We start from the raw sequence: 26,372 nt of genomic DNA on the forward strand, positions 1-26,372 counted from the left end.
AGCCTGCTCGCGAATGCGGTGGGTCAGTCAACATAGATATCGAGTCTGACGACCTCATCGCGAGCAGGCTCGCTCCCACAAGGAGCAGCGTTCACTTAACTGATTCGCTGTTTTTTAGAACAACTACAAAAACAATAAGGTGAACATCATGAGCCGTATCTTGACCGAGGCCGTCAGCCGCCGATCATTCCTGGTATCTGCCGGCGTCACCGTCGGTGGCGCATTCGCCGCCAACCTGCTGCCTTCCAGCGTCTTCGCCGCGACCAAACCCATTGTGTTGCGCTACACCAGCAGCCTGCCCGACACCCATCCGCTGAACATACAAATGAAGGCGGCTTCGCTAGCCATCAAGGCCGAAACCAACGGCGCCGTGGATCTGCAGGTGTACGCCAACGGCGCCATGGGCGGCGACACCGACATGCTCTCCCAGGTGCGCGCCGGTGCCATCGATTTCATTCCATTGCCAGGCGCGATTCTCTCCACGCTGGTGCCGGCCATGTCGATCGAAAGCATGCCGTTCGCGTTCAAGGACTACGACAGTGTCTGGGCCGCGCTGGACGGCAAGCTGGGCGAGTACGTACGCGCCAAGACCGAGAAGGTCGGCCTGATCCCGATGGAGAAAGTCTGGAACAACGGCTTCCGCCAGATCACCAGCTCGACACGGCCGATCTACACACCGCAAGACCTGGCCGGTTTCAAACTGCGTGTGCTGGTCAGCCCGTTGTGGACCTCCATGTTCAGCGCCCTGGGCGCCTCCCCTACCGGCATCAGCATCAACGAAACTTACTCGGCGCTGCAAACCAAAGTGGTCGACGGTCAGGAAAACCCGCTCGTGGTGGTCGAAGCCGCACGTTTCTATGAAGTGCAGAAATACTGCTCCATGACCGACCACATCTGGGGCGGTTTCTGGATCGTCGCCTCGGGCAAGACCTTTCCAAAACTGCCGGCGGACGTGCAGGAAATCGTCTCCCGGCAAATCAACGCCGCCGCGCTGGTTCAGCGTCAACAGGTGATCGATCTCAACTCCAGCCTGGAGCCGTCCCTGACCGCCCATGGCATCACCTTCAATAAAGTCGACCGTTCATTGTTCAGGGCTGACTTGCAGTCCAAAGGCTTCTACACCCAATGGAAAGAAAAGTACGGCGATGAAGCCTGGAGCTTGCTGGAGCAGTACGCGGGTCAACTGTCCTAAGCCGGAGACAAGGTCATGAAAAACGAAATACCAATGACGGATGTTTCTCCCGCTGAAGGACTCAGCACGCGCCCCACTACGTTTCGCCTCGGTCGCGCTTTGGACACCGGGCTGCGCTGGCTGACCGAGGGCAGCGCGGCGTTGCTGGTGGTGATCGAAGTCACGCTGCTGTTTTGCAATGTGTTCTCGCGCTACGTGCTCAATCAACCCATCGTCTGGGGCGACGAACTGGCCTCGCTGCTGTTTCTCTGGCTGGCGATGCTCGGTTCAGTGGTGGCGATGCGTCGAGGCGAGCACATGCGCCTGACCTCGTTCATCGGACGGCTGCCGCTGGAAAAACGCGCCTTTGTCGACACCTTGGGCGCCGTGATCGTCATCACGTTCATTGGGTTGCTGTTCACGCCGGCCTGGGAGTACGTCAGCGACGAGTGGATCATCACCACCGCCGCCCTTGAAATCCCTAACGCCTTTCGCGTGTCCGCCATCGCGGTCGGTCTGAGCCTGATGCTGATGACCTGTGTCGCGCGTCTGCTGACCAGCGCCCGGTTGATCGACTTCTCCGTGTCGGTGGCGATGCTGGCTTCCCTGGCCGCGTTGTTGTGGGTGGCTGAAGGCTGGATGTTGCTGATGGGTAACTGGAACCTGATCATTTTCTTCATGATCGGTGTGATGGCGATGATCGTGATCGGCGTGCCGATCATGGTGGCGTTCGGCCTGGCCACGGTGGCTTATCTGTCGACCATGACCGGCACGCCCTTGACCCTGGTGGTGGGCCGGATGGACGAAGGCATGGCGAGCCTGATCTTGCTGGCCATCCCGTTGTTTGTATTTTTGGGTGCGTTGATCGAAGCCATGGGTATGGCTCGCGCGATGATCCACTTCCTTTGCTCGTTGATCGGCCATGTCCGTGGCGGCCTGTCTTATGTGCTGATCGGGGCCATCTACCTGATTTCCGGCATTTCCGGCTCCAAGGCTGCCGACATGGCGGCCATCGCACCGGCGCTGTTTCCGGAAATGAAAAAACGCGGTGAGGATGAAAACGAACTGGTGGCGATGCTCAATGCCTCCGGGGCGATGTCGGAAACCATTCCGCCAAGCCTGGTACTGATCACCATTGGCTCGGTGACCGGCGTGTCGATTTCCGCCCTGTTCACCGGTGGTTTCATGCCGGCGGTGGTGGGTGCCATCGCCATGGCGGCGGTGATCTGGTGGAAAAACCGCAAAGGCGAGGCCTCCACCGGTAAACGCGCCTCAGGCAAGGAAATCGGCCACTCGCTGCTGGTTGCGTTACCGGCACTGGCCCTGCCCTTCGTGATCCGCACCGCGGTGGTTGAAGGGGTCGCGACCGCCACCGAAGTCGCCGCCATCGGCGTGGCCTACACCTTTGTCGTCGGGTTGCTGTGCTACCGCTGCTTTGACTGGCGCCGGCTGTATCCGATCCTGGTCAGCACCGCGTCGCTGTCCGGCGCGATCCTGATCATCATCGGCAGCGCCACCGCCATGGCCTGGGCATTGACCCAGTCAGGCTTCTCGCACCAGTTGGCGCAGGTGATGTCGACGGTGCCGGGTGGCGCGATGGGCTTTTTGATCATCTCCGCCGTGGCGTTCATCCTTCTGGGCAGTTTTCTGGAAGGCATCCCGGCCATCGTGCTGTTCGGGCCGCTGCTGTTTCCGATTGCCAAGGCCATGGGCATCAACGACGTGCATTACGCCATGGTCGCGATCTTCGCCATGGGCCTGGGTTTGTTTGCCCCCCCGTTTGGCGTGGGCTTCTATGCCGCTTGCGCCATCGCCAAGGTCGACCCCAGCGGCGCCATGCGCCGGGTCTGGCCGTATCTCGGCGCACTCGTTATAGCCCTGGGCGTGCTGATCGCCGTGCCATGGGTTTCCATCGGTTTCCTGCCCACTGTCTGAATCACCTTTGACTTCAGCCGACGGTGCAAGCCCGACTGCCGGCCCTCAAACACGAGGTTTTTTATGAACTTTTCCACACTGCAAGCCGGCATCGCCACCGAGCGCCGATTGATCGTCGACCGGGAACGCACCATCTCGTTTCTGGGCGAGGACTTGCGCATCTACGCCACGCCCCGGTTGGTGGATGACATCGAACAGACCTGTCTTGATTACCTGCTCACCTTCCTGGATGAGGGCGAAAACACCGTCGGTGCGGCCGTCGACATCCGCCACGTCGGGGCCACGTTGTTGGGCATGTCGGTCAGCATCGTCGCCACGGTCACCCGAATCGACGGCCGCAGCGTCACCTTCAACGTCGAAGTGCGCGATGACGTCGAGCTGGTGGCCACGGCGGCGCATACCCGGGTGGTGGTGAACGTCGCCAAACTGCGCAGCCGCGTTCAGGCCAAGGCCGAGGCGGCGGCCGCCGGAGAAGTCGAAGACAGCGTGCTCAGCCCTTCCCAATTCGCCGCGTCACGCTGAGCAAGGGACGACCTCATGATCACGCTGCACGAACGCAATGGCCTGCCCAACCTTGCGGCCGAGGATGCGCTACCGATTGTCGATGCTCACCACCACCTGTGGGACCTGGGCAACGGTCGTTATCCCTGGCTGCAGGACGACTATCACGAAGATTTTTTTCTCGGCGACTATCGCAGCCTGTGCCGTGATTTCTTGCCGGAAAACTTTCTTGCCCTGACCGAAAGACAACGGTTGGTGGGCACGGTGCATGTCGAGGCCGAACGTGCTCGCGATGAGCAAGTCGCCGAGACACGCTGGCTGGAACAGGTGAATGCCCGTTACGGCTTCCCGAATGCCATCGTTGCCCACGCCTGGTTCGACCGTGAGGACAGCGCCGAAGTTCTCGCGGCTCAGGCCGCCAGGCCGCTGGTGAAAGGCATCCGCTCCAAACCGGTGACTTCGGCATCGCCGGACGTGTCGATTGCCGGGGCCCGCGGCACCATGCAAGACCCGAAATGGCTGGAAGGCTTTTCGCGGCTGGCTGACCACGGTCTGTCGTGGGACCTGCGCGTGCCGCCGTGGCACCTGGTCGAGGCCGCCGAAGTGGCGGCGATGTTTCCGCACATCCAGATCGCCCTCAACCACACCGGTTTCGCCTGGGATCGCAGCCCGCAAGGCATGACCCGCTGGCGCAAAGGCCTGGAAGCACTGGCCTTGCAGCCCAATGTGCACATCAAGCTGTCGGAGTTCGGGTTGAAAGACTCGCCCTGGAACTACGACGACAACCGGATCGTGGTGCTGACCGCATTGGAGATCTTCGGCCCCGAGCGCTGCATGTTCGCCAGCAATTTCCCGGTCGCCGGATTGCGCGCGTCCTACGACACGATTGCCGATGGCGTGGCCGCAATGCTCGCGCCACTGGGACGTGCCGTGCAGGAAGCAGTGTTCGCCGGCAATGCACAACGCTTTTATCGTTTGGAGGAACAGCATGGATAACCCATCCGTGATCGACTGGCGTGCGCGCTTTCTGGCCAGCGGCGAAGATGCGGACTTACCCATCGTCGACGCCCATCAGCACTATTTCGATATCGAGGCCCATTACTACCCGTGGCTGAACGACCGCCCGTTGCGCCCTTTTCGTTATGGCGATTACTCATCGATCTGCCGCAACTTTCTGCCTGAGGACTATCGCCGGCTGACGGGCAACCATCGCATCGTGCAGACCGTCGTCATCGAGGGTGAATGGGACCCCGCGACGCCGGCCGATGAGGTGAGGTTTGTCGAGTCACTGGCACACAACGAACCGAGCCTGGCGGCGATGGTGGCGCAGGCCTGGCTTGATCGTGAAGACGCATCGGACCTCTTGCGGCTGTACGGCGATCATCCGTTGGTGCGCGGCGTGCGCCACAAGCCTGCGGTCGCCACCCTTGAGGCATGGCACGAAGATTTCGTGGCGCCGGGCTCCATGCGCGACCCTCGTTGGCGCGAGGGTTACGCGCAACTGGCTGAAAACGGCCTGCATTTCGAGTTGCAGGCGCCTTGGTGGCATCTGTCGGAAGCCGCCGAGCTGGCCAGGGACTTTCCCGACGTGACCATCGTGGTCAATCACACGGCGCTGCCATCTGATCGTTCGGAAGAAGGGTTGGCGGGCTGGCGAAAAAACCTCGCGTTGCTGGCACGGGAGCCGAACGTCGCCCTGAAAATTTCCGGCATTTGTATCCCCGGCAAGGCCTGGCCCGTCGAGTCGAACCGCGTGGTGGTGAACGACGCAATTTCAATTGTTGATGTCAGTCGCTGTGCGTTTGCCAGCAATTACCCGGTCGACGGCGTCGTGAACGGCATGAGCGAGATCTTCGACGGCTTCAAAACGATTGTCAGCGACCGCTCCCTCACGGATCGGCTCGCCCTGTTTCATGACAACGCCCGACGCATTTACCGGCTCACTTGACCCTCATTTGAACAGCCCTTCAGGAGTTCCCATGTTCGAAGTTTCAGGCCACAACTACATCGCTGGCGCTCGTTCGGCTAAAGGCTCGAGCACCTTGCAAAGCCACGACGCCAGTACCGGCGAAGCACTGCCGTATCGCTTCCATCAGGCGACCGTGGATGAAGTGAATGCGGCGGCAGAAGCAGCGGCCACGGCTTACCCGATCTTTCGCACTCTTTCATCCGCCCGACGCGCTCAGTTTTTGGAGGCTATTGCCACTGAGCTTGAGGCGCTGGACGACTCGTTCATCGCCCTGGTGTGCCGGGAAACCGCCCTGCCCGCCGGCCGTATTCAAGGTGAGCGGGCACGTACCAGCGGCCAGATGCGCCTGTTCGCCAACATGCTGCGTCGCGGCGACTTCTACGGTGCCCGCATTGATCGTGCGCTGCCCGACCGCCAACCGTTACCTCGCCCCGACCTGCGCCAGTACCGCACCGGGCTCGGTCCGGTCGCCGTGTTCGGCGCCAGCAACTTTCCGCTGGCCTTCTCCACCGCCGGCGGTGACACCGCCTCTGCCCTCGCAGCGGGTTGCCCAGTGGTGTTCAAGGCCCACAGCGGTCACATGGCAACCGCCGATTACGTCGCCGATGCGATCACTCGCGCGGCCAGAAAAACCGGAATGCCTGACGGTGTGTTCAACATGCTTTACGGCAGCGTCGGTGAAGCATTGGTCAAGCACCCGTCTATCCAGGCGGTGGGTTTCACTGGGTCATTGCGTGGCGGTCGGGCGTTGTGTGACATGGCAGCGGCACGTCCTCAACCGATCCCGGTGTTCGCCGAGATGAGCAGCATCAATCCGGTGTTGCTGATGCCGGAAGCACTGAAGGCGCGCGGTGACAAGATCGCTGCCGAGCTGAGCGCTTCCGTGGTGCTGGGTGCGGGTCAGTTCTGCACCAATCCCGGTTTGGTACTGGGTATTCGTTCGCCAGAGTTCACTGCCTTCCTCGAACGTTTCACCGGATTGATGGGCGAGCAATCCGCGCAAACGATGCTTAACGTCGGCGCGCTGAAAAGCTATTGCCACGGTCTGGAAAATCTTCACGCACACCCCTGCATGACGCACCTGGCCGGCGCTGCACAACAGGGCAATCAGGCGCAGCCGCAAGTGTTCAAGGCCGATGTCAGCCTGCTGATTGATGGTGATGAGTTGCTTCAGGAAGAAGTCTTCGGCCCGACCACCATCGTGGTGGAAGTCGCTGACCAGGCCGAGTTGATCCAGGCACTGCACGGTTTGCGGGGTCAGTTGACCGCGACCTTGATTGTCGAAGACTCCGAAACCGACGCGCTGGGCGATGTTCTGGCCCTGCTGGAACAGAAAGTCGGGCGCGTGCTGTTCAACGGTTATCCGACCGGCGTGGAAGTCTGCGATGCGATGGTTCACGGCGGACCGTACCCGGCCACTTCGGATGCTCGCGGTACATCGGTCGGAACATTGGCGATTGATCGTTTTCTGCGTCCCGTTTGTTATCAGAACTGCCCCGACAGTTTGCTGCCGGACGCCCTGAAGGACGCCAACCCGCTGGGTATTGCCCGATTGATTGACGGTGTCAGCAGCTGTGATGCGCTGTAAGTCTCCGAACTAACACCCACCGTTAATAACAACTCCGTCGCCTATCGAAAAATAGGCGCCGGACACGCTCGCCTCAAAAAACGCTGTAGCCCACAACAACAAAAACAGAGGAAGTCTCATGCACGTTCAACTTCACCCGACACTGCGTCTCTCCAAGATGATGTTGGCGGTCACCGCTGCCGTTCTGATCAATTCAACGTTTTCTTCACTGGCGGTTGCAGAAACCGCACCCACCGCGACGGCAGCACCCATGCAATGTGTAACTGAAACGACACCGCGCTACACCAAAACCCCCACCGGTTATCTCATGGTGCTGCGCATGGGCGATAACGCCTTCAAGGAGCTGACCAAACTGGCCATCGCCGAAAAAATCCCCAGCGCCTCCATCAGCGGCATCGGCTTCGGCAATGTGAAGTTCGGCTTCTGGAACAAAGACAAGAAAGACTTCGACGCCAAGACCTTGAACAGTGTCGAGATGGCCAGCATCACCGGTTCCGTGGCCTGGAAGAACGAACAGCCTTCGATCCATATGCACGGTGTTGCCGGTGACGCCACGTTTCAAGCCTATGGCGGCCACATCCTCGACTTTGACGTCACCACCGGCTCGATGGAAATCACCGTGATCGTGCACCAGCGTCGTCTGGAGCGCGGGATTGACCCGTGCATCGGCGCCAACGTGTTGGGTATTTAAGCCAGGCGAACAACGCTCCCGCAGGCATCGAACGTTGCCGGCACCCGCTACTGCGGGAGCCACCCTCCCAAATACAAACTACAAAAAAAAGGGGCGATTCAGATGAGTAACAAGAAAACGGCGGTGACGTTTGCATTGGGTGCCATTGCACTCAGCACCCAGGCGCACGCCGACTTCCTGAGTGACAGCAAAGCGACATTGGGGATGAGAAATTTCTACTTCAACAACGACAACCGTGACGGCACCGCCGCGCCTTCGAAAACCGAAGAGTGGGCACAGGGTTTCATGCTGGACTACAAGTCGGGCTACACCGACGGCACGGTTGGTTTTGGCGTCGACGCGCTGGGCCTGATGGGGATTACGCTGGACAGCGGCAAGGGACGGCACGTCGGCAGCAGCATGATTCCTTCGGATAGCGACAACAGCGCCGTCGACGAATGGAGCCGGTTGGGGTTGACCGGCAAAGTCAAAATCTCGAAAACCGAACTTCGCTTGGGCACGCTGATGCCGAAGCTGCCGATCCTGGTGTCCAACGACGGCCGCCTGCTGCCGCAGACCTTCGAAGGTGGCCAGATCACCTCGGGCGAGTTTAACGATTTGACCCTCACGGGAGGCCGAATCGAACACGCCACCGGTCGGGGCTCGAGCGATCAGACGGGGTTGGCCGCCACGGGCGGCACCCGTGAAAGCAACGCGTTCGACTTCGCCGGCGGCGACTGGAAAGTCACCAAGGACCTGACGGCCCAGTATTACTACGCCAACCTCGACAACTACTACACCCAGCAGTTTTTCGGACTGATCCACACGCTGGCGATCACGGAAGGTCAATCGCTGAAAACCGACTTGCGCTACTTCAAGACCGATTCATCCGGTGCAAACAGTTCGGGCACTTCAGGCTACAAAATCAGCGGCTACACCCAAGGCAATGATGGCGAGATCGACAATCGAACCTGGAGCGCCGCGCTGATTTACACGGTGGGTGGCCATGGCCTCACAGCGGGCTATCAAAGCGTTTCGAGTGGCAGCAACTTCACGCAGCTCAATCAGGGCGGGCTGGCCAACAAGGGGGCCGGCGGCTCCAGCCTTTATCTGTACACCGACCGTCTGATTCAAACCTTCACCCGCGCGGGCGAGCGCACAGCCTTCGGTCAATACGCCTATGATTTTGCCGCCATGGGGGTGCCCGGACTGAAAGCGTCCGTCATGTACCTCAGCGGGGACGACATCAAGACGACCTCTGGCGATACCCAGAAGGAATGGGAGCGGGACATTGCGCTGGACTACGTGATTCAGTCCGGCACGCTTAAAGGTGTCGGGTTCGGATGGCGTAACGGCAAGTCCAACAGCGAGGCGTCCCGTGATCAGGACCAGAATCGCTTGATCGTGAGCTACAGCATTCCTTTGCTTTAGCAGAGAGCCCTAAAGGGATTGCGCGCAATGGGAGGATGCTCGCCTTGCCTCTTGGACTCAGCGCTGACACTGGGTCAGCGCTTTGCCTGTGCTGACCAAGGGCCACGGCCCGCGCCTGCGGCGAAGCCAAGCTGGCTGATCCGGCGTTATTGGTGGAGATCATCGTGTGTGCGGCGAGGGGCTGAGTTTTTTCAGAGGCAGGCGTTGGACTGATCACGCACCGACAGGGAACTCCTGACGACCGCCACGCATCCTAAATGATGAGGTACTTCCTTTTTTTGCTTCACGCTTTCAGAGGACACCGTCATGCGCCGCCTGATTATCATCTCTTCCCTTTTGCTGTGTTTACCCTTCGGCTCCGCTATGGCCAAAGTGGATGCGGGCGATGTCGCCACGTCAGCCGGGGTTTCCGCATCGTTGTACTCAACGTTCAAGGACCACAAACTCATGATTCCTGCCCGGGATGACGCCTCCAGCTTCGTTGCCAGTGGCGGTGCGATTCGTGGGGTTTATCTGGAGTCGGTCTTAAAACAGATTCGTCAGGACAATCCCGGCCTCAATGCCAGCGACGAAGATCTGGCCAGAGCGATCCTCGTCCAGGATGGCGCTGCTGCAGGGCAATGAAGGCTGAAAAAGTAGCGGTGGGGCTCGCGACACCCGGATAGCGTTTGCAGCCCTACCTTGCTTCAGCGCCGGATAAACGCGCCCAACCTGCCACCAATTGCGCGCTGATGCTCACGCCGCCGCACACCACAATCACCACATCATGGGCCTCGGCAATCGCCGGATGGTCCAGGTATCCAATCGCCAACGAAACACCACACGCCGGCTCCACCAACTGACGCAGGTCGTTGGCGTAACGAACCACGCCCATGATCGCCTCGTCATCGCTGAGCACGACACATTCGTGCGGGAAATCGAGGATGTGCTGCACCGGCCAGGCGGCTACCTGAGCAGCGCCTAGCGAAGTGGCAACGGTGTCGATCCGCGGCAATCTGACCGGATGCCCGGCAGCGACCGCGGCCGCAAAAGAGGCTGCCCCCTGGGTTTCGCAAGCAATGATCCGGCAGTCCATGCGGTCATGGCGAATCAACCCGGTGAGAATGCCCGCCAGCAAACCACCACCCCCTACCGACGTCACCACTGCATCGACCTGAGGACAATCTTCGAGGATTTCATCGACTATCGTGCTATGCCCTTCCCACAACACCGGATGATCGAAGGCCGGCACGTATTCAGTGTCCGCGCCTTGCGAGAGTTCCTTCGCCCGTTGATTCGCATCGTCCCAGAGCTTGCCATGGACGATCACCTCGGCACCGGTTTTCCTGATCCGTGCGCGGGTGGTTTCCGGTGTGGTGTGCGGCACTACAATGCAGGCTTTCAACCCCAGGCTGGCGGCAGCAACGGCGGTGGCGAACCCGGCATTGCCACCGGAAGGACAGACGACTTTGCGTTTGCCCTGCGCCTTTGCCTGACTGCACAAAAGACCCATGCCACGCAATTTGAACGAACCGCTGGGTTGCAGGTTTTCCAGCTTGAGCCAGATCCGCCGGGCCGGCGTTGACAGGCCCGGGTGCAGAATCAACGGAGTTCTGATGTGAAGCATGGTGGAGCTCCTTAAAGGGGAACGGTCCTTATCCAAGCTTAGTTCACCCTGCCCGGCGGCTACCGCTTCAGCGATAACGCGGGGCGGCCGTGGAATGGCCGAACAAGCCTGAAAGCGTCTGGCGCTGGGCTTCGTAGGTGTCCCACTGGTCGCCTTGGTGCAGGCCCGGAATGGTCACCACTTCGCCTTGCGCCAGGCCCGTCAGCGCGGCATCGACCATGTCCTGGGCAGACATCACGATCTCTTGCGGCAGGTTTTCCACCGGGTTGCCGGCCTCGCTCCAGAAGTCGGTGGCCGTGGCACCGGGCAATACGGCCTGGATGCGAAGGCCTTTGTCGGCCAGCTCGTGGTGCATCGATTGGCTCAGGCCGAGGACAAACGCCTTGGTCCCGCCATACACGCCGTTGAGAATTTCCGGGGCGATGGCAACGATCGAGGAGATATTGATCACCGTCCCGGTGCCGCGAGCGACAAAGCCTGGCACCACCGCGTAAGCCAGACGCATCAAAGCGGTCACGTTTAGGGTGATCATGTCTTCCATGTCATCCACAGGGCTACCGAGCAGCGGCATGACAGCGCCGACCCCGGCGTTGTTGACCAACAAGGTGATACTGGCGTCGGAGCGTAAAATTTCTTCGACCCGCCGCACGTCGGCCTTGTCTTTCAAATCGGCGACGACCACTTCGACGGCGCGACCGGTTTCGTTACTCAGGTGGTTGGCCAGGGCGTTCAGTTTTTCCTGGCTGCGGGCGACCAGAATCAGGTCGTAACCCTGCCGGGCGAGACGGTCGGCATACACCGCGCCGATGCCCGAAGAGGCGCCAGTGATCAGCGCGGTACCTTTGGATGAGAGAGCCATGTCGATTTCCTTCACATTGAGGCGATAACGTCGCCGGGTGTGAACCGTTATAAAGAGTCTAACGCCTGTCTCAAATGACGTATAACGTACGTTTTTCGGACACAACCTTTTGAGGACACCTCAATGACTTCCGTGGCGTTTGTGGTTTTTGAAGGTTTCCAGTCCATGGCGCTGGCGGCCATGCCGGTGTTCGAGTACGCCAACTTCAGCGCTGGCGAGGCGCTCTACGAAGTGAGCGTTATCTCCGAAGATGGCCGCACGTTGCGTGCTTCCGGTGGTTTGAGTGTCGGCACACAGGCTTTTGATGAGCGAGTGTTCGACACGGTGATTGTGGTGGGCGGCGATGCCATCCTCGAGCAGGCACCCGAGGGCGTGCTGACTTACCTGCGCGACAGCGTTAAAACCGCACGACGCACGGCGTCGATCTGCTCCGGGGCGTTCGTCCTGGCCCAGGCCGGTTTGCTCGACGGACGGCGGGCCACCACCCACTGGGCTTATGCACGGGAACTGCAAGCGCGGTTTCCGTCGATCAAGGTCGAAGAAGACCGCATCTACGTCGTCGACGGTTCGATCTGGACTTCCGCCGGGATGACCGCCGGCATCGACTTGGCGCTGGCCATGGTCGAAAAGGATCATGGCGCCGCACTCGCCCGTTCCGTGGCGCAGAAACTGGTGATGTACCACCGCCGCGCGGGCGGCCAGTCGCAGCACTCGGCGCTGCTGGAACTGGAGGCGAAATCCGACCGCATTCAAACCGTCCTGGGCTATGCGCGAGAACACCTCACCGAGACGTTATCGGTGGAGCAACTGGCGGACGTCGCACGCCTCAGCCCTCGGCAGTTCAGCCGGGCTTTTCGGGCGGAAACCGGTCAATCACCGGCCAAAGCCATCGAGAACCTGCGCCTGGAAGCCGCGCGGCAGATGCTGGAACGCGGGCGGCTGACCCTCGACCAGATCGCCGAAGAATCCGGCTTCAGCGACTGCCGCCGCATGCGCGAAGCCTTCCTTCGGGCGTTCGGGCAGCCGCCGCAGGTGATTCGGCGCAATGCCAGGGCCGACACCGCTACGTAGGAGCTGCCGCAGGTTCGGGCCGCGTTCGGACGATCTTTTGATCTTTGGCTGTCTTCAATACCGCTCAAGATCAAAAGATCGCAGCCTTCGGCAGCTCCTACACTGAACGGTGTCAGGTCCGTTTGTGGAGGTGTAGATGAAAATCTCGGCCAAACTGGCGTTTTTCGCCGTTGTTTCCACCCTCGCCTACCTTGGGCTCGCGGTGTGGGGGCTTGGCGGACTCTCGGCGTTTTTCTCTCATGCACCGCTGGTGGTCGTTGTGCTTGCCACTTTGGTGATGGCCATCGCGTCCTTGTTCACTGAGGTCAACCTGAGTTCCGGCGAACGTGAAGACCGGGCCAATCGTTGGGTGCTGCCGGCGTTCGGGGTGATCGGTTTATTGAGCGGGTACCTGCCGGCCTACACCGACCGGATCGATTTCTGGACCTTTGGTGGCGAAGGCGTGCGCTGGCTCGGCGCGTTGCTGTTCATCATCGGCGGCACGCTGCGGCTGTGGCCGGTGTTTGTGCTGGGCAAGCGTTTCAGTGGACTGGTGGCGATTCAGCCTGGGCACACGCTGGTCACCGACGGGATTTATCGCACCTTGCGCAACCCCAGTTATTTGGGGCTGATGGTCACTGCCGTGGGCTGGGCACTGGCCTTTCGTTCCGGCGTTGGCCTGTTGCTGGCCGCGGTGACGCTGATCCCGCTGATCGCCCGCATTCACGCCGAAGAAGCGCTGTTAAGGACGCAGTTCGGCAGCGAATACGAGGCTTACTGCGCCCGCAGTTGGCGGTTGATTCCCGGGGTTTACTGAAACAACACACCCCTAATGTGGGAGCGAGCCTGCTCGCGATGGGGGCCTGACATTCAACATTTATTTTGAATGACACTCCGCCATCGCGAGCAGGCTCGCTCCCACATTAGATCTTCGTTAGGCGGATGAGACCGTCGGCATCTGTGCGGGCCTCGACCGAGTTGTAGCTGGCTAATGTGGCATGCGGGGTCTGGAGCGGATGGTCGTGGGTCGCGGTCACCACGATCAGGCCCGCGCCCGCCGCCTCGGCCGCGAGAATGCCCACGGTGGCGTCTTCGAAAATCAGGCAATCGGCCGGTTCAACGCCCAAGCGCTTGGCCGCCAGTCGATAGCCCGCGGGATCAGGCTTTCCGGCACTGACGTCCTCGGCAGTGACCATCACCAAAGGCTCTGGAATACCCGCTGCGGCCATCCGCCGCAACGCCAACGCCTTCGGCGCCGAGGTGACGATCGCCCACTGGTTGGCGGGCAGCGACTTCAGGAAGTTCGCCGCGCCAGGCACTTCGATGATCCCCTCGACATCCTCGATTTCCGCCTCGGTAATGAACGCCGCTTCAGCCTCGGCATCCACCCCGGGCAACGCCAGACGATTGATGGTGTCGATGGCGCGAACGCCATGGATGGTGGGCAGGAATGAGACGACATCGACGCCGTGGCGCAAGGCCCAGGCCGCCCAGATCCGCTCGGCAGCGGCGATGGAATTGAGGACGGTGCCGTCCATATCAAACAGAAAAGCGCGGTACGGGGTGTTTAAGACGGATTCTTGAGCAGACAAGGGGGAGCTTCCTCTCGCAAGTGCCAGGCGGGTTCGCCGAGCAATGTAGCATTTGCGAGGAGCTGCCGAACGCGACCCGCGCCTTCGGCAACTCCTGAAGAGGATCTCCTTGCTAAGCGGGACGCGGTGCTTCAACAGGCGGGGTGCCGTCGTGAAACATCGTCTTCAGTTGAGCGCGCAGTTCCGGTGAGTCGGTATGCTTGTGAACACTGACCGCATGCTGTGCGGCGGCTTCGAGCAGTTCGTTTTCAGAGTCTGCGGACAGTGCGACCGAGCATTTGGCATCGCTTGGAAACTCGCGGCAGTCGATGTATTTACGCGCCATGATCTTCTCCTCCCTACGACGAAGGCAGGCTGAGGCCTGCGTTAACGATCACTCGACGCGCCACCCCAGACATCAAACACGACGAGTGTGCCGACTCTTGAAGTATAGGCCCGCCACAAGGCGCATCGTGGCAGGCTCGCAAACACCCCGAATCTCCGCGGAGCTGCCGCAGGTTCTACAGGGTACGTTTCGACTTCAAGGCACCTTCCACACAGTCCAGCAATTGCCCGAGCGCCCACGGTTTCTTGATGAATGAAACCGAATGCCTGACCCCGGCGCTTTCCGGTGTTTCAAAACCGGACATGATCATGATCGGTTTGTCCGGCCAGCGGTCGCCGAACTCGTTGGCCAGGTCCGCGCCATTGCGTTTGCCTGGCATGGTGATGTCCGTGAGCAACAGCACCACCTCGTTGGCGTGCTGTTCCAGATATTCCGATGCGGCGTCTGCGCTGACATGCGGTTCAACCACAAAGCCTTCCTCCTGAAGAATTTCGCAGAGAAACTCCAGGATCAGCGGGTCGTCCTCAACCACAAGAATCAACCCGCCAGGAAGGTGATCGCCTGCCGTCGATACTGGACACATGACTTTGCCGCTCCCTGATCGTATAAATGATTTCGCGGGCTCAAATCCGCTACCTATCAGGTATGAGCAGCGGACTTCGCGGAAATTCATTTTTGATGCAATCGGGCGATGAATCAGGCGCCATACAGCGCTGTATGGGCGCCGAAAACCAGGGTCTGGCCTCGAAAGAAGGGTGTGCGGATCAGTACGACGGAGCGTCTTTTTTCATGGTGTCCTTGGACATCGCGTCCTTTTTCATTCCGTCCTTGCTCATGGCGTCCTTGGACATGGTGTCATTCTTCATCGCGTCCTTGCTCATGGAATCCTTGGTCATGGCGTCCTTTTTCATCGTGTCTTTGTGCATGGCGTCTTTAGACATTGAATCCTTGCTCATGCTGTCGTTGCTCATGCCGTTATTGGTTGTTGCATCGGCGGCAAACACGCTGGCGGCGCCAAACGCCAGGCACATGGACAGTACGGTGGTCGCTAACTTTTTCATGATGGAACTCCTTGAAGCACAGGTTGCGAAACGCAGCGGACGCTGCGCAGTGAAGTGGCCAGGCGCCATCAGCTGCCACCGAACCAGTTGTAGCCCTGGTCTTCCCAGTAGCCACCCGGATAGGTGTTGGTGACGAACATCGCCTGAATATGTTTGGGATTCTTGTAGCCCAGCTTGGTGGGCATGCGCAGCTTCATCGGGAAGCCGTACTGGCGAGGCAGCACCGCGCCGTCATAGGTCAGCGTCAGCAAGGTTTGCGAATGCAGTGCGGTGGCCATGTCGATGCTGGTGTAGTAGTCGTCCGCGCATTTGAAGCCGACAAACTTGGCATCCGTATCGGCACCGACCCGTTTCAGGAAGTCGCTGAACCGTACGCCGCCCCAGCGGCCGATCGCGCTCCAGCCTTCGACGCAGATGTGTCGGGTAATCTGTTCGGTCTGGGCCATGGCGCGCAGTTCTTCCAGGCGCCAGCTGCGCTTGTCGGCGACCATGCCGGTCACTTCCAGTCGGTAACTTTCTTCCTCCACCGTCGGCGCCTCGTCGATGCCGTAGAAGGCATTGAACGGAAACGGCCGGGTGATCATTGACTCGGGATAGGTTGGCGCCAGGGCATTGGGGTTGAACAACCAGCCCTGCACCCGATCGTTGAACCGGGACATGGAGGACAACGCGGTTTCGACGCTCTCGTTGTCGGTGAGGTTGCAGCCGGACAACATGGCCACGCCGCCGAGGGTCAGGCCACGCATCAGGAACGAGCGTCGTGAGCGGTCCTCGATCTGTGGTGCAAGGACCTTTCTGGCGTCAGTCAGGATGGACGACTCGTCCAGCCCTGAGCCTTGAATGCGCTTTTTCATACGACCTCCTTGCGACCGACAATCATGGCCCACAACGTTTTGGGAACCAGCGCGACCATCACCAGATGAACCGCGACAAAGGCCACCAACAGCGACATCGCGATGAAGTGCACGTGCCGCGCACCTTCGTAACCGCCCAGCAGTTCACGCAACAGCGGAAACTGGACGGACTTCCACAACACCAGCCCGGACATCACCAGCAGCGTGATGTCGACCATCACGAACAGGTACGCCACCCGTTGCACCTGGTTGTAATGACTCAGATCGGCATGCCCCAACCGGCCCCGCAGTGCCGCCCACAGGTCATGCAAAACCCCTTTGGGTGAAACCGGGAAAAAGCGCCGTTTCAGACGACCACTGACGAGGTTGATGATCAGGTAGACAAGACCGTTGGCGGCCAGAAACCACATCGCCGCGAAATGCCATTGCAACGCGCCACCGAGCCAGCCACCCAAGGTGATCGTTTTGGGAAAGCTGAAATCGTAAAGCGGGGAAGCGTTATAGATTCGCCAACCGCTGGTCACCATGACCAATACCGCCAGGGCGTTCAGCCAATGGGTCAGCCGTAGCCAGCGGGGATGGCTGCTGACGGCGGGTGAAGCAGGTAACTGCGACATGATGGGCTCCCGGCGGTTGATCGTTGGAGCCGAGTATGCGAGCCGACAGATCGCCAAATCCTCACGTAAAGTTAAATTAATCGTGATAACTCCCCCCATATAACCTGTGGGAGCGAGACTGCTCGCGATGGCGGTGGGTCAGTCAACATGTATGTTGAATCTAATGCCGCCATCGTCGGAACGCCGCCCGGAGCCGGCTCGCTCCCACAGTTTTTTTGCGTGGTCCGCCCTTGGCTCAATTGTGGTTAAAATGCCGCCCCAACAAATTGCTGGCCCTGCCCGATGAACGCTGACGCTCTCTCCACCCTCCACGACCATCTGCTGACAGCACTGGCCACTGCCCCCGCCGAAACCCGTCGGCTGTTCCACGGCCGTGGCCGGTGCTGGCCGGGGCTGGAGCAATTGACGGTCGACTGGTTGCAGGGCGTGGTGCTGGTGTCGCTGTTCAAGGAACCCGAAGCGTCGCAGCTGGAAGCGTTGAAACAGACGCTGATGGACCTCACGCATTCGCCTGCGTGGACGCAATCCGGCGCGCACACCCTGCTGCTGCAACATCGCTACCTGCTGCAAAGCACCACCGAGTGGCTGTTGGGGGACGCGATCGACGAAATGACGATCACTGAGGGCGGCCTGCATTACCGGGTGGACCTGGGCCGCAAGCAGAACACGGGCCTGTTCCTCGACATGCGTTACGGCCGCGACTGGGTGCGGGCCAATGCTCAAGGCAAGCGCGTGCTGAATCTGTTCGCCTACACCTGCGGATTCTCAGTAGCGGCCATCGAAGGGGGTGCGACGCACGTGGTCAATCTGGACATGTCCAGCCCGGCCCTGAGCCGTGGTCGCGATAATCACCGGCTCAACGGCCACGACCTGAGCAAGGTGACGTTCCTCGGTCATGACCTGTTCAAATCCTGGGGCAAGGTGATCGGCAAGGGCCCTTACGACCTGGTGATCATCGACCCACCGTCCTTTCAGAAAGGCAGTTTTCTGCTGACCAAGGACTACCAGCGCGTGCTGCGCCGACTGCCGGAATTGCTCAGCCCTCAGGGCACGGTGCTGGCGTGCATGAACGATCCGGCGTTCGGTGCGGACTTCCTCATCGACGGCGTCACCCGCGAAGCACCGAGCCTGCGTTTCGAGCAACGGCTGGACAATCCGCCGGAGTTTCCCGATGCCGATGTTGAATGCGGGTTGAAGGCGCTAGTGTTCAGGCTGGGTTAGCCTGCGATCTTTTGATGTTGATCTCAGCGCGGCTGCAACACCAACGCAAACAACTCACCATGCCCATTCACATTGAGCTTGTGATAGAGATTGCGCCGGTGCACCTTCACCGTCTCCGGGGAAATGCCCATCTGCTAGGCGATGGCCTTGCTTGAGAAGCCCTGAAGAATCAGGCGCGCCGTTTCGATTTCCCGCACTGACAGACGCGCGTCGAAGCGATCCAGCAGGGTTGCCAGATCCCCGGCCACCGCCTCGGTTGCCGGTCCTTCCGGCGGCATCAATTGCAGGTGACGGCGCATCGCCGCCAGTATCCAATCGCGCACGCAAAGCAGACGGCCCTGTTCCTCAAGCGTGAATCGCGTCGAGCGTCCCAACGACAAACCGAGCACGGCGCCCTCGACGTTGACCATGAACTGCAACTCGTCACCGCCCACCACGGTGCGGAAGTAGCTCAGGTAGTACTCGCTCTGCTGGAACTGGTCGGGGGCCACCGACTCGAGGCTGTGCAAGCCGTCGGCGATGCCGGCACAAGCGGCCTGATAAAACGGGTCGAGCAAGTACATGCCAGCGCTGTAATCCGCCAGTTCTTCTTGCTCGGCAGCACCGCCCTTTGAGTCGAAGTCGATCAGCAGACGCGGCACCCGTCCGGCCCGCATTACCGCGACCAACGCGTTGTCCATCGGCACCAGCAGCCGCAGAGTGTCGACCAGCGCACGCCAGAACCCGTCCTGCCCCAAGGCACCAAATACCCGCGCCAGCCCTTGGTGCACCGGTAACTCTTTCAACAACGCGTCCACGCCCTACCCCTTTCGAGTAACCCATGATGGGAATGGGTGAGTCCACTCCCGATCGATACGCTGCAAGCACCTGATCATCACCGGCCTGCAGCAGGCCAGGAGTGCCGCATCATGAGTCGTCACCGCTCGCATTTCAATCTTGGACTGGGCGCCTGTCTGTCAGTCTCGCTATCGGCGGTTGCCGCCGACGGCCCGACGGTTCACGTGTACAACTGGTACGACTACATTGGTCCCACGACCCTGCAGGATTTCAAGCGTGACACCGGAATTGCACCGGTTTACGACACCTTCGACAGTGCCGAAGTACTGGAGGGCAAATTGCTCACCAGCCGCAGCGGATACGACGTGGTGGTGGCCAGCAACTTCAGCTTGCCGACCCTGATCAAGGCCGGTGCCCTTGCGCCTCTGCCCCACGCGCAGATGCCGGACTTCAAAAACATGGACGCCGACCTGTTGGCAAAACTGGCCAACAACGACCCGGGCAACCAGTACGCCGTGCCATATCTGTGGGGCACCAATGGCATCGGCTACAACATCGACAAGGTCCGCGCCGCGCTGGGTGACAAGGCGCCGGTGGATTCCTGGGACCTGGTGTTCAACGAAGAAAACCTGGCCAAACTCGGTCAGTGCGGCGTGGCCATGCTCGACTCGCCGGCCGAAATGCTGCCGGTCGCCCTGCACTACCTCGGCCTGCCACCCAACAGCACCAACCCCGAGGACTACAAAAAGGCCGAAGCACTGCTGCTCAAGCTGCGTCCGCACATTGCCTACTTCAACTCGTCCAAGTTCATCAGCGACCTGGCCAACGGCAACATCTGCGTGGCGGTGGGTTGGTCCGGCGCGATGCTGGAAGCCAAGAACACTGCCCAGCAGGCGAACAACGGCGTGAAGATCGCCTACAGCCTGCCGAAAGAAGGCGCGCCGGTGTGGTTCGACACACTGGTGTTGCTCAAGGACGCGCCGCACCCGGAACAGGGTTTGGCCTTTATCGACTACCTGATGCGCCCCGACGTCATCGCGCCGGTCAGTGATCACCTCTCCTACCCCAACGGCAACCGCAGCGCGACGCCACTGGTGGCCGAAGCGACCCGCAACAACCCTGCCGTGTATCCGTCCGCCGAAGCCATGGCCACATTATTCACCCTTCAGCCTCTGCCGCCCGCCACCGAGCGCGTACGCACGCGGATCTGGAGCAAAGTCAAAAACGGTCAGTGAACCCGATGGGATCTGTAGCAGCTGTCGAGCTTGCGAGGCTGCGTTCGGCTGCGAAGCAGTCGTAAATTCTGAAATCTCGGTCCACCAGGAACAACGCACTGCCTGATTTCACGACTGCTGCGCAGCCGAACGCAGGCTTCGCCAGCTGCTACAGGGATTGCGTTAGCCAATAATTTTTTTGAATGAATTGAAGATGAGAGAAACGATGAAACCACGTGCCCGCGACCTGAACATCCAGTTCGGCCAACTGCAACCCGGCCCGCTCAACGCCATCACCGATGTGCCCGGCGTACGGGTCGGCCACAGCAATGTGCGAGGACGCACCGCCAACGGCCGCGACATCCTGACCGGCGTCACCGTGATCGAACCACGTGCTGGCTCTACCAGCCAACAACCGTGCTTTGCCGGCGTCCATGTGCTCAATGGCAATGGCGACGCCACGGGTCTGGAGTGGATTCGCGAGGCCGGCCTGCTGACCAGCCCGATCGCCTTCACCAACACCCACAGCCTGGGCGTGGTGCGCGATGCGCTGGTTGTGCTGGACCGTGAACAGCAGCCCGATGACGGGCGACTCTACTGGAACATGCCGGTGGTGCTGGAGACCTTCGACGGTCTGCTCAACGACATCAACGGTTTCCACGTGAAGGTCGAACATGTGGCCGAAGCGCTGCGCACGGCGGTGGGTGGTCCGGTGATCGAAGGCGCCGTCGGCGGCGGCAGCGGCATGATCTGCCACGAATTCAAGGGCGGGATCGGCACCGCTTCGCGACGTCTGAACAGTGCTCAGGGCGGCTGGACCGTCGGTGCCATCGTCCAGGCCAACCATGGCATCCGCAACGAACTGCGCGTCGACGGTTACCCGGTCGGGCGCTATATGGAACAGGCCGACTCACCGTTCCTCAAGGCGTCCTTGCCGCATCCGGGCATGGGCTCGATTGTCGTCTGCCTGGCCACCGATGCACCGTTGCTGCCACACCAGTGCACGCGCCTCGCGCAGCGCGCCAGCCTCGGCCTGGCCCGCACCGGCGGCGGCAATGAAGACCACAGCGGTGACATCTTCATCGCCTTCGCCACCGGCAACGATGTGCCTCCCGCCGCTTACGAGAGCAAGCGTGCGCCGACCACCGACAACCTGAGCATGGTCAACAACGACCACATCAGCGAGTTGTTCCTGGCCGCCACCGAAGCGGTGGAGGAGGCGATCATCAATGCCTTGCTGGCCTCCGACACCGCCGAAGGCAACGGGCATGCGGTGCCGGGACTGGACGCCGGGACGCTGCTCAACGCCTTGCGTCGAGCGGGTTGGCCAGGGGATTCGACTAGCGGTACTTGAGCGCCAACCCTCAACTTTCTACGATGACTCTACGCAGCCGCTTGTTTGCTCAAGCCGTTGCGTAAGTGGTGAGTGAAATGAACCCCTACCAAGCTCACCACTTGTTTCATGCGCATCTTGAGCCTCGAGGGCTCTACTTCCTCCCCATCAACGAGCTTTGAGGCTCTTTTTTATCTGCACGAAATCCAGACACAAAAAAGCCCTTGGCGCGTTGTCCGCACCAAGGGCTTTTTTGCGTTGAATCGAAGCGACTAGACCAGCCGTAGCCGAGGGGAAGGAACTGGCACCGCACCTTCACCGAGTCGCTCCCGCACAAACTCACTCGCCTTGCGCGTCATCTGGTCCAGGTGTCGGTCACGCTGTTTTTCCGCATCGAGCATGGCCCGCTTGCCGTGTTTTTGCAGCAGGTACGTATGAATCTGTCGCACCTCGAGCGAGCTGTAGATCGATGCCACGTCCAGCACGGCCATCAAGCCATCGGTGCTGTGGTCGCGGGTGTTCATCAGCACTTGAGTAGCGCGCACGCCCAGCACCTGAAACCCCATTGCCTCAAAATACGGAACCTTGGCCACCGCGCACGTCAGCTCGGCATGCGGGTAGCGGCCGACCATTTCCTGCAGCATCCGCCGGGCAATACCTTGGCGTCGATGGCTGGCACTCACCGCCATATACGCGACACCGCATGCATCGGGATCGTCCTTGACCGGCAGGTACAGCAAGAAGCCGACGACCTTCTCGGGGTCGTCTTCGTCGGTCGCGACGAGCAACTCCACCGCAATCCCTTTCGCCCCGTTCAACGCCTCCAGATAGAGGTGAACCTCGTAGCCGATCGCGTACTGGTACACGTTGTACAACAGGTTGCTGGGCGCGATAGCGACCATGCTGATGTCGGTCAGGTAATCGACCACCATCTGCAGGATCTGGCTATTGATGTGCTCGGGGCACGGGGTTTTGAAATGGGTGATCTGGGGCATTCGTGGCTCTGATTCCGGGGCGGACGTGAAGGGTATGTTCGCGGGCGTGCCTATCATAACCGACGCCATGCGCGCCTGGCCGAGTTACCGCTGCGGCGCAACCATCCGAAACCGGATATTGATCTTGTCGGAGACAACACTGTCGGCCCATTCGCCTTCGCCGACTTTGAAGTCACTGCGCTTGAGCGTTAACTGGCCATCGAAAATCCCGATGGCGTTCTCGGACTTCAAAAGCACCGGTACATCCACTACATGCGTAATCCCTCTGAGCGTGAGTTTGCCAGTGATCGAGTAACGATTGTTGCCCAGGGCCTTCACGCCGGTCGATTCAAACGTCGCCACCGGATACGTTGCAGTGTTGAACCATGCTGGCTTTTTTAATTCGCTGTTAGCGTCGCTGCTTCCGGCATCGATGCTGTCGAGCTGGATGGTGAGCGCGGCGTGGGCTGCTGACGGTTTCGCCGTGTCGAAATCAAGCGTGGCGTCGAACTTGCCGAACGTGCCGTATACCCGTGAGGAGAACTGTTTATAGGTGAAGGCGATCGTGCTGGCGGTTTCATTGACCCGCGTGTATTCGGCCGCCTGGGCGCAAGGCAGCGCGCCGAATGCAAGGCCGGCAACCAGCAGGGCGCAGGTCGGGAGTCGATGTTTCATGGGATTCTCCGGTCGAGCTCCCGTTTGAGCTGAGGCGCCGCACGCATAAGCCAGCGATAGGTGGACTAAAGCAAATAAACGCGGTTAATGCCACCTGCCACTCAGACTTCCGACCACCTGTCGGTCCACGCAATTGGCCGCCCCAATACGGCCGCCGTGCAGGTGTTTAATGATTGTCCAACTCACCCTGTCGGGAGACTGGCCATGAAATTCGTCATCATCGGAGGAAGCGGGCTGATCGGCAGCAAAGTCTGCAAGAACCTCCAGGATCTGGGGCATGAAGTCATATCAGCGTCACCGAGTTCCGGCATCAACGTCATCACCGGCGAAGGCCTGGCGGACGCGCTCAAGGGCGCCGACGTGGTGGTCGACGTGGCCAACTCCCCCTCATTCGAGGATCACGCGGCGTTGCATTTCTTTGAGACCGCCGGGCATAACCTGTTCGCTGCCGAGAAGGTAGCCGGCACCAAACACCATGTCACCCTGTCCGTCGTGGGCACCGAACGGATGCTCGACAGTGGTTACTTCCGGGCCAAAATGGCCCAGGAAAAACTCATCAAGGCCTCGGGCATTCCCTACACCATCTTGCGGGCCACGCAGTTCTTCGAGTTCATTGGTGCCATTGCTTACTCGGGTCGCGAGGACGGCAACACCATCCATTTAACGTCCGCAGCCCTGCAACCGGTGGCCTCGGTCGATGTCGCGGCCGCACTGACGGCTATCGCTCAAAAAGCGCCGATCAATCAGACCGTGGAAGTGGCCGGGCCGGATCGCCGACCCATTGTCGAGTTCGTGAGTGAGTACCTGAAACACACCAAGGACCCGCGCGAAGCCGTTTCGGATGACACGGTTCCTTACTTCGGCGCATCGATCAATGACAAGTCCCTCACGCCAGGCGATAGCCCCATTGTCGGAGCGACCCGGTTTCAAGACTGGCTGAACACGTCGCATCCCTCTTGAGTCACCAGTGCTGAGCGGCGCTGGACTCCCGCAGCCAGGCCCGCTGCAACAGCTTGATGACCTCGGCATCCGAGGTCTGGGTAAAGTCCATGTACCAACGGCTGATCGACATCATCCAGTCGGGAATGAGCGGGCATATCAACTCATCCACCTCGCTGCGCAGCGCCTCCGCGGTCTCAATCGGCGCCACCGGCACGGCGACGACGATGCGAGACGGCGCGTGCGCACGCACCGCGTGGATCGCCGCCATCATCGAGGCGCCTGTCGCCAGGCCGTCGTCGATCAGGATCACCACCTGATCCTTGAGTTGCACAGGCGCGCGCGTTCCCCGGTAAATCTGCTCGCGACGTAGCAGCTCGCGGGTTTCCCGTGCGACCACGTCATCGAACGTGGCCGGGTCAATCGGGTGAACCCGCAGCGCATGTTCATTGAGGATTTGTATGCCGCCGCTGGCGATGGCGCCCATGGCGAACTCTTGATGAGAGGGAACGCCCAACTTGCGGACCAGCATCAGGTCCAGACGAACGTCCAGGGCCGTGGCCACTTCATAGGCCACCGGCACACCGCCTCGGGGCAAGGCAAGGACGATGACATCGGGTCGATGCGCGTATTTGAGTAACGGCTCCACCAGACGTCGACCGGCGGCGGCCCGGTCCTGCAGAAGGGTGGGCGATGAGGGACTCATTTGAAAACCTCCTCAGGCGATCACGCCTGTCGGTTCGCATCACACGCTCACTCAGGATTGTCGGTCTGACGGTGGCTGACAGCAAGCTCAGCCATGACGCACGCGCCCGCCGATCCCATCGCCGTCGTCAGCGCGAATGACTCAAAAAAAGCGACCTCCCTGATGCAGGCTTTTATTGTCAGCTGCATAAAGAAGGTCGCCCCTGTCAGGCTCCGAATAAGCCCTAAGGCTTACACACTGAACCGGCCTAACATGCGCTCGCTACTGTCCGTGGAGAAATAACGACGCGGTCCTGTAGTTTCACCCGCTGAGTCAAAACCAGCATCGTCAGGAAACCCAGTGCAATCAGTACCGGATACGCCATCAACAGTTCGGAAAGGGAGTATTTCCAGGCCAGCGGGCGCCCGACGCCCAGCATGGCCGCATACATCCAGGACACCGCCGACAGCGAGCCGCAGAACAGCGCCAGCATCCGTGCGCTGAAGCCGAGATTGAGCAAGGAGCCGGCCTTTTGCAGCGCGGGCAATACCAGGCGATGCAACAAGATGCCGTTGTAACTCAGCAACACGACAATAATTACTTTGGCGTGAAGCTTTGGATTCATAAAGTAATCCGTACCTTTTTCCAGGTAATCAATACCGATGACGGCGATACCGGTCACCCACAACGCTATCAATGCAGCGATGACAGACTTCTGCAGACTTTCCATGTGAGCATTATCATGTTCAGTCAATGTTTTGCGTTTTAACAAGTCTCTGACCATCGCAACATCACTGGTTAATACCAAACCAATAGCCACACAACACGACACTAAATGAACGTAAATAACGCCCAACCGCACAAACTCCATAAACTCTTTATTTTCTAGCAGGCTCATAATTGTATTTATCGCCACGGTACTTTCTCCACCTTATTCGATAGTACAGATCGATACTCAACAGGGCATCCAACGCTTCAAAACCCTGTGCGATCTTACTTTTATAAGATATGCCAACTCATCGACCTGGCACTGCTTAGCCCATTGATTAGCTTGGCAAATCAATGACCGGCTTATTTATTGCCTCCTGAATTTCAGGTAAAAAAATCCCCATTAGCATTCAATGCACATGAGGTTTATTTTCCACTTCTTTTCTGCGGCTGCAGGAGCAGGTCTTGGGTGACGTGCTGAAGGATCAGAGGCCCGAGATCCCGGAATGTTCATTTTTTGAGCACACTACCGACAAACGGTGGTTATTGTGAAAGATATTCTCCTCACAGTAATTCGTGCACCTCCCCGAAACGCCCACGGTAACTAGCCTGGTGAA

At 60.0% G+C, this 26,372-nt stretch carries 27 protein-coding genes and 1 pseudogene; 15 read left to right on the plus strand and 13 right to left on the minus strand.

From position 1 onward, the window contains the following. Positions 1-148 precede the first annotated feature (148 nt). From JFU47_RS30830 to JFU47_RS30870, 9 genes are all read left to right on the plus strand, one after another. Positions 149-1,192 (plus strand): TRAP transporter substrate-binding protein, encoded by a 1,044-nt coding sequence (locus JFU47_RS30830; protein ID WP_140683699.1) that lies wholly within the window; start codon positions 149-151, stop codon positions 1,190-1,192. Positions 1,193-1,207: 15 nt separating this feature from the next. Further along, entirely contained in the window at positions 1,208-3,106 is a 1,899-nt protein-coding gene (locus tag JFU47_RS30835) for a TRAP transporter large permease (RefSeq protein ID WP_201188028.1), read from the plus strand. Positions 3,107-3,169: 63 nt separating this feature from the next. Continuing rightward, positions 3,170-3,628: a thioesterase family protein gene (locus JFU47_RS30840; protein ID WP_201188030.1), complete on the plus strand. Its 459-nt coding sequence runs from the start codon at positions 3,170-3,172 to the stop codon at positions 3,626-3,628. A 15-nt stretch (positions 3,629-3,643) separates the two neighbouring features. After that, a complete protein-coding gene (locus JFU47_RS30845) occupies positions 3,644-4,603 on the plus strand; it encodes an amidohydrolase family protein (RefSeq protein WP_201188032.1) in 960 nt (319 codons plus the stop codon). Beyond that, entirely contained in the window at positions 4,596-5,555 is a 960-nt protein-coding gene (locus JFU47_RS30850) for an amidohydrolase family protein (protein ID WP_201188034.1), read from the plus strand. The genes JFU47_RS30845 and JFU47_RS30850 overlap by 8 nt, the downstream gene beginning before the upstream one ends. Before the next feature lie 31 nt (positions 5,556-5,586). Then, positions 5,587-7,164 (plus strand): aldehyde dehydrogenase (NADP(+)), encoded by a 1,578-nt coding sequence (locus JFU47_RS30855; RefSeq protein WP_201188037.1) that lies wholly within the window; start codon positions 5,587-5,589, stop codon positions 7,162-7,164. Positions 7,165-7,282: 118 nt separating this feature from the next. Next, positions 7,283-7,855 (plus strand): PPC domain-containing DNA-binding protein, encoded by a 573-nt coding sequence (locus JFU47_RS30860; protein ID WP_201188039.1) that lies wholly within the window; start codon positions 7,283-7,285, stop codon positions 7,853-7,855. A gap of 102 nt (positions 7,856-7,957) precedes the next feature. Continuing rightward, complete coding sequence (locus tag JFU47_RS30865; protein WP_201188040.1) at positions 7,958-9,265, plus strand: OprD family porin; 1,308 nt, start codon at positions 7,958-7,960, stop codon at positions 9,263-9,265. Positions 9,266-9,571: 306 nt separating this feature from the next. Next, positions 9,572-9,889 carry a DUF2388 domain-containing protein gene (locus JFU47_RS30870; protein WP_123366494.1) on the plus strand — a complete coding sequence of 106 codons (318 nt, stop codon included), beginning with the start codon at positions 9,572-9,574 and terminating at the stop codon, positions 9,887-9,889. Between the two features lie 52 nt (positions 9,890-9,941). Here JFU47_RS30870 and JFU47_RS30875 read toward each other — a convergent pair whose 3' ends face one another. Further along, positions 9,942-10,871 carry a pyridoxal-phosphate dependent enzyme gene (locus JFU47_RS30875; RefSeq protein ID WP_201188042.1) on the minus strand — a complete coding sequence of 310 codons (930 nt, stop codon included), beginning with the start codon at positions 10,869-10,871 and terminating at the stop codon, positions 9,942-9,944. Positions 10,872-10,938: 67 nt separating this feature from the next. Then, entirely contained in the window at positions 10,939-11,730 is a 792-nt protein-coding gene (locus tag JFU47_RS30880) for an SDR family NAD(P)-dependent oxidoreductase (protein ID WP_201188044.1), read from the minus strand. A 123-nt stretch (positions 11,731-11,853) separates the two neighbouring features. Between JFU47_RS30880 and JFU47_RS30885 the strand changes: the two genes are divergently transcribed. Further along, positions 11,854-12,801, plus strand: coding sequence for a GlxA family transcriptional regulator (locus JFU47_RS30885; protein ID WP_201188046.1), 948 nt, complete (start codon positions 11,854-11,856; stop codon positions 12,799-12,801). Positions 12,802-12,937: 136 nt separating this feature from the next. Further along, the gene (locus JFU47_RS30890) at positions 12,938-13,597 is read left to right on the plus strand and encodes a methyltransferase family protein (protein ID WP_201188048.1); all 660 of its coding nucleotides are present in this window, start codon (positions 12,938-12,940) and stop codon (positions 13,595-13,597) included. A 106-nt stretch (positions 13,598-13,703) separates the two neighbouring features. Here JFU47_RS30890 and JFU47_RS30895 read toward each other — a convergent pair whose 3' ends face one another. The 6 genes from JFU47_RS30895 to JFU47_RS30920 form a co-directional block, all read right to left on the minus strand. Further along, the gene (locus tag JFU47_RS30895; RefSeq protein ID WP_201188050.1) at positions 13,704-14,372 is read right to left on the minus strand and encodes an HAD-IA family hydrolase; all 669 of its coding nucleotides are present in this window, start codon (positions 14,370-14,372) and stop codon (positions 13,704-13,706) included. A 112-nt stretch (positions 14,373-14,484) separates the two neighbouring features. Further along, positions 14,485-14,697, minus strand: coding sequence for a DUF1059 domain-containing protein (locus JFU47_RS30900; RefSeq protein ID WP_008156959.1), 213 nt, complete (start codon positions 14,695-14,697; stop codon positions 14,485-14,487). 175 nt (positions 14,698-14,872) lie between these two features. Further along, the gene (locus JFU47_RS30905; protein WP_201188052.1) at positions 14,873-15,280 is read right to left on the minus strand and encodes a response regulator; all 408 of its coding nucleotides are present in this window, start codon (positions 15,278-15,280) and stop codon (positions 14,873-14,875) included. 181 nt (positions 15,281-15,461) lie between these two features. Then, on the minus strand, positions 15,462-15,758 hold the full coding sequence (locus JFU47_RS30910) for a pentapeptide MXKDX repeat protein (RefSeq protein ID WP_201188055.1): 297 nt from the start codon (positions 15,756-15,758) through the stop codon (positions 15,462-15,464). A 68-nt stretch (positions 15,759-15,826) separates the two neighbouring features. Further along, positions 15,827-16,612 carry a molybdopterin-dependent oxidoreductase gene (locus tag JFU47_RS30915; protein ID WP_201188057.1) on the minus strand — a complete coding sequence of 262 codons (786 nt, stop codon included), beginning with the start codon at positions 16,610-16,612 and terminating at the stop codon, positions 15,827-15,829. Further along, on the minus strand, positions 16,609-17,229 hold the full coding sequence (locus tag JFU47_RS30920; protein WP_201188059.1) for a cytochrome b/b6 domain-containing protein: 621 nt from the start codon (positions 17,227-17,229) through the stop codon (positions 16,609-16,611). Before JFU47_RS30920 ends, JFU47_RS30915 begins: the two co-directional genes overlap by 4 nt. Before the next feature lie 282 nt (positions 17,230-17,511). On the opposite strand from JFU47_RS30920, the gene JFU47_RS30925 reads away from it, so the two are divergent. Then, positions 17,512-18,450, plus strand: a complete 939-nt coding sequence (locus JFU47_RS30925) for a class I SAM-dependent methyltransferase (RefSeq protein WP_201188061.1) — start codon at positions 17,512-17,514, stop codon at positions 18,448-18,450. A 23-nt stretch (positions 18,451-18,473) separates the two neighbouring features. Here the strand turns inward: JFU47_RS30925 and JFU47_RS30930 are convergent. After that, positions 18,474-19,247 (minus strand): annotated as a pseudogene (locus JFU47_RS30930) (helix-turn-helix transcriptional regulator). A gap of 111 nt (positions 19,248-19,358) precedes the next feature. On the opposite strand from JFU47_RS30930, the gene JFU47_RS30935 reads away from it, so the two are divergent. Beyond that, positions 19,359-20,462: an extracellular solute-binding protein gene (locus tag JFU47_RS30935; protein ID WP_201188063.1), complete on the plus strand. Its 1,104-nt coding sequence runs from the start codon at positions 19,359-19,361 to the stop codon at positions 20,460-20,462. A gap of 205 nt (positions 20,463-20,667) precedes the next feature. Continuing rightward, positions 20,668-21,795 (plus strand): DmpA family aminopeptidase, encoded by a 1,128-nt coding sequence (locus JFU47_RS30940; RefSeq protein WP_201188065.1) that lies wholly within the window; start codon positions 20,668-20,670, stop codon positions 21,793-21,795. 251 nt (positions 21,796-22,046) lie between these two features. Here the strand turns inward: JFU47_RS30940 and JFU47_RS30945 are convergent, their stop codons facing one another. Both JFU47_RS30945 and JFU47_RS30950 read right to left on the minus strand, forming a co-directional pair. Continuing rightward, complete coding sequence (locus JFU47_RS30945) at positions 22,047-22,769, minus strand: GNAT family N-acetyltransferase (protein WP_201188068.1); 723 nt, start codon at positions 22,767-22,769, stop codon at positions 22,047-22,049. Between the two features lie 84 nt (positions 22,770-22,853). After that, a complete protein-coding gene (locus JFU47_RS30950; protein ID WP_201188070.1) occupies positions 22,854-23,423 on the minus strand; it encodes a YceI family protein in 570 nt (189 codons plus the stop codon). A 204-nt stretch (positions 23,424-23,627) separates the two neighbouring features. Here JFU47_RS30950 and JFU47_RS30955 point away from each other — a divergent pair, with 204 nt between their 5' ends. Continuing rightward, complete coding sequence (locus JFU47_RS30955) at positions 23,628-24,383, plus strand: SDR family oxidoreductase (protein WP_140683652.1); 756 nt, start codon at positions 23,628-23,630, stop codon at positions 24,381-24,383. Between the two features lies 1 nt (position 24,384). Here the strand turns inward: JFU47_RS30955 and JFU47_RS30960 are convergent, their stop codons facing one another. Together JFU47_RS30960 and JFU47_RS30965 are read right to left on the minus strand one after the other, a co-directional pair. Further along, the gene (locus tag JFU47_RS30960) at positions 24,385-25,068 is read right to left on the minus strand and encodes a phosphoribosyltransferase (protein ID WP_140683649.1); all 684 of its coding nucleotides are present in this window, start codon (positions 25,066-25,068) and stop codon (positions 24,385-24,387) included. 247 nt (positions 25,069-25,315) lie between these two features. Continuing rightward, positions 25,316-25,963, minus strand: a complete 648-nt coding sequence (locus JFU47_RS30965; RefSeq protein WP_201188072.1) for a hypothetical protein — start codon at positions 25,961-25,963, stop codon at positions 25,316-25,318. Between the last annotated feature and the right edge of the window lie 409 nt (positions 25,964-26,372).

The organism is Pseudomonas sp. TH39(2020) (assembly GCF_016650715.1).
Classification (GTDB): Bacteria; Pseudomonadota; Gammaproteobacteria; order Pseudomonadales; family Pseudomonadaceae; genus Aquipseudomonas; species Aquipseudomonas mandelii_C.

Bases quoted from the DNA above. Each gene is read 5' to 3' on its own strand.
- JFU47_RS30885 (WP_201188046.1), top strand. From the start codon at position 11,854: ATGACTTCCGTGGCGTTTGTGGTTTTTGAAGGTTTCCAGTCCATGGCG.
- JFU47_RS30830 (WP_140683699.1), top strand. From the start codon at position 149: ATGAGCCGTATCTTGACCGAGGCCGTCAGCCGCCGATCATTCCTGGTA.
- JFU47_RS30835 (WP_201188028.1), top strand. From the start codon at position 1,208: ATGAAAAACGAAATACCAATGACGGATGTTTCTCCCGCTGAAGGACTC.
- JFU47_RS30925 (WP_201188061.1), top strand. From the start codon at position 17,512: ATGAACGCTGACGCTCTCTCCACCCTCCACGACCATCTGCTGACAGCA.
- JFU47_RS30860 (WP_201188039.1), top strand. From the start codon at position 7,283: ATGCACGTTCAACTTCACCCGACACTGCGTCTCTCCAAGATGATGTTG.
- JFU47_RS30870 (WP_123366494.1), top strand. From the start codon at position 9,572: ATGCGCCGCCTGATTATCATCTCTTCCCTTTTGCTGTGTTTACCCTTC.
- JFU47_RS30890 (WP_201188048.1), top strand. From the start codon at position 12,938: ATGAAAATCTCGGCCAAACTGGCGTTTTTCGCCGTTGTTTCCACCCTC.
- JFU47_RS30875 (WP_201188042.1), bottom strand. From the start codon at position 10,871: ATGCTTCACATCAGAACTCCGTTGATTCTGCACCCGGGCCTGTCAACG.
- JFU47_RS30855 (WP_201188037.1), top strand. From the start codon at position 5,587: ATGTTCGAAGTTTCAGGCCACAACTACATCGCTGGCGCTCGTTCGGCT.
- JFU47_RS30915 (WP_201188057.1), bottom strand. From the start codon at position 16,612: ATGAAAAAGCGCATTCAAGGCTCAGGGCTGGACGAGTCGTCCATCCTG.
- JFU47_RS30850 (WP_201188034.1), top strand. From the start codon at position 4,596: ATGGATAACCCATCCGTGATCGACTGGCGTGCGCGCTTTCTGGCCAGC.
- JFU47_RS30865 (WP_201188040.1), top strand. From the start codon at position 7,958: ATGAGTAACAAGAAAACGGCGGTGACGTTTGCATTGGGTGCCATTGCA.
- JFU47_RS30910 (WP_201188055.1), bottom strand. From the start codon at position 15,758: ATGAAAAAGTTAGCGACCACCGTACTGTCCATGTGCCTGGCGTTTGGC.
- JFU47_RS30880 (WP_201188044.1), bottom strand. From the start codon at position 11,730: ATGGCTCTCTCATCCAAAGGTACCGCGCTGATCACTGGCGCCTCTTCG.
- JFU47_RS30920 (WP_201188059.1), bottom strand. From the start codon at position 17,229: ATGTCGCAGTTACCTGCTTCACCCGCCGTCAGCAGCCATCCCCGCTGG.
- JFU47_RS30945 (WP_201188068.1), bottom strand. From the start codon at position 22,769: ATGCCCCAGATCACCCATTTCAAAACCCCGTGCCCCGAGCACATCAAT.
- JFU47_RS30845 (WP_201188032.1), top strand. From the start codon at position 3,644: ATGATCACGCTGCACGAACGCAATGGCCTGCCCAACCTTGCGGCCGAG.
- JFU47_RS30955 (WP_140683652.1), top strand. From the start codon at position 23,628: ATGAAATTCGTCATCATCGGAGGAAGCGGGCTGATCGGCAGCAAAGTC.
- JFU47_RS30935 (WP_201188063.1), top strand. From the start codon at position 19,359: ATGAGTCGTCACCGCTCGCATTTCAATCTTGGACTGGGCGCCTGTCTG.
- JFU47_RS30840 (WP_201188030.1), top strand. From the start codon at position 3,170: ATGAACTTTTCCACACTGCAAGCCGGCATCGCCACCGAGCGCCGATTG.
- JFU47_RS30940 (WP_201188065.1), top strand. From the start codon at position 20,668: ATGAAACCACGTGCCCGCGACCTGAACATCCAGTTCGGCCAACTGCAA.
- JFU47_RS30900 (WP_008156959.1), bottom strand. From the start codon at position 14,697: ATGGCGCGTAAATACATCGACTGCCGCGAGTTTCCAAGCGATGCCAAA.
- JFU47_RS30960 (WP_140683649.1), bottom strand. From the start codon at position 25,068: ATGAGTCCCTCATCGCCCACCCTTCTGCAGGACCGGGCCGCCGCCGGT.
- JFU47_RS30950 (WP_201188070.1), bottom strand. From the start codon at position 23,423: ATGAAACATCGACTCCCGACCTGCGCCCTGCTGGTTGCCGGCCTTGCA.
- JFU47_RS30905 (WP_201188052.1), bottom strand. From the start codon at position 15,280: ATGTGTCCAGTATCGACGGCAGGCGATCACCTTCCTGGCGGGTTGATT.